Below are 1,639 nucleotides of genomic sequence, written 5' to 3'. Positions count from 1 at the left end.
GGAAAGATACACATGAATTTATGGTGCTTTCTGAAATAGGAGAAGACACGATTGCTTATTCAGATGCATCAGACTTCGCAGCTAATATTGAGATGGCCGAAGTGAATGTATCGTATACTTCTTCAACAGAAGAAATCATGGATGTCGAGAAAGTAGCGACACCAGACCAAAAAACGATTGAACAAGTTTCAAGCTTCTTAAACAAAGACGCTCATCAAGTTATCAAAACGTTAGTGTTTAATGTTGACGAAGAATTAGTGATTGTTTTGGCACGTGGAGATCATGAAATTAATGACATTAAAGTGAAAAACGCACTACAAGCAAAAGTAGTGGAGTTTGCAACTGAAGAAGAAGTTCAACAATTGTTAAACTGTGAAGCTGGTTCCCTTGGTCCTGTTAACATTCCAGATGGTATTAAAGTACTTGCGGATCATGCTGTTGCGGCAATTCGTAACGGGGTTTGTGGAGCGAACGAAGCTGGATTCCATTTAGTTAATGTGAATGCAGAGCGTGACTTTACTGTTGATCATTTTGAAGATTTACGTTTTATTATGGAAGGTGATCCATCTCCAGACGGAAAAGGCACAATCGTCTTTGCTAAAGGAATTGAAGTAGGACACGTCTTTAAACTTGGGACAACTTACTCCGAACCAATGAATGGAACTTTCCTAGATGATAATGGACGCTCACAGCCGTACATAATGGGTTGTTATGGTATAGGTGTTTCTCGTGTGATGGCTGCAGTTGCAGAACAGTTCCAAGACGACAAAGGTTTTATTTGGCCACATGCCGTTGCACCATATGATGTACATTTAGTGCCGATTAACACAAAAGATGAAGCACAAGTAACACTTGCGGATGATTTATATAAAATGTTAAAATCAAATCGCTTTGACGTTTTATATGATGATCGTCCAGAACGTGCTGGAGTGAAATTTGCTGATTCTGATTTAATTGGATTACCAATTCGGATAACAGTCGGTAAAAAAGCAGTAGAAGGTTTAGTCGAAGTGAAAATACGTAAAACTGGCGAAGTATTTGAATGGAAAAAAGAAGAGGTACTTGAACATCTTCAATCTTTCTTTTCGTCAATAAACGATTAATCAGAAGGAAGACCTTGAAATCGGGTCTTCCTTTCTTTTTCTTATGAAAGAAAGGAGGCATTGTTATGACAATCGAACAGGATGCCAAAAGACGTTTACAACTATTATTGCAGCAGTTAGAACTGACAGCTGATGAATATATGATTCATTTCGAATCTGCATCTTTAAGCCGAATGACCGTCCATAAAAAAGAACGTGTTTGGCGCTTTACCATTCAAGTTGAGCAACTCTTACCTTTTAATATGTTTCAGTTATTTCATATGCGCTTGCGTGAAAAGTTCGCAGGCATTGCAGATATTAAATTATCAATTATCTGTGTTCAGCCTCAAGTAGAAGAACAAGCAATCGCTGCATACTGGCCCTTTATATTACAAGAAATTGACGATATGTCACCACCACTTAGGGAGCGATTACTTACACAACTTCCGACATTTAATGGACAAACAGTCCAATTTACATGTGCTCAAGAAATCGAGTTCCGTACTTTCAAAAATAAATATGCCTCTAAAATATCTGATATTTATTCCTCGTACGGT

General features: G+C 37.9%; 2 protein-coding genes. Both read left to right on the top strand.

Translation table 11 applies throughout. The annotated features are described in order from the left end of the window. A partial coding sequence (proS, locus tag AC1DOS_RS20035; protein WP_477538896.1) for a proline--tRNA ligase occupies window positions 1-1,103 on the top strand: 1,103 nt, incomplete at its 5' end. A 65-nt stretch (window positions 1,104-1,168) separates the two neighbouring features. Next, window positions 1,169-1,639 (top strand): PolC-type DNA polymerase III N-terminal domain-containing protein (locus AC1DOS_RS20030; protein ID WP_477538895.1); only part of this gene is annotated, 471 nt, incomplete at its 3' end.

It is taken from the genome of Paenisporosarcina sp. P5_A11, assembly GCF_056400705.1.
This window is presented reverse-complemented; position numbering and strand designations above follow the sequence as displayed.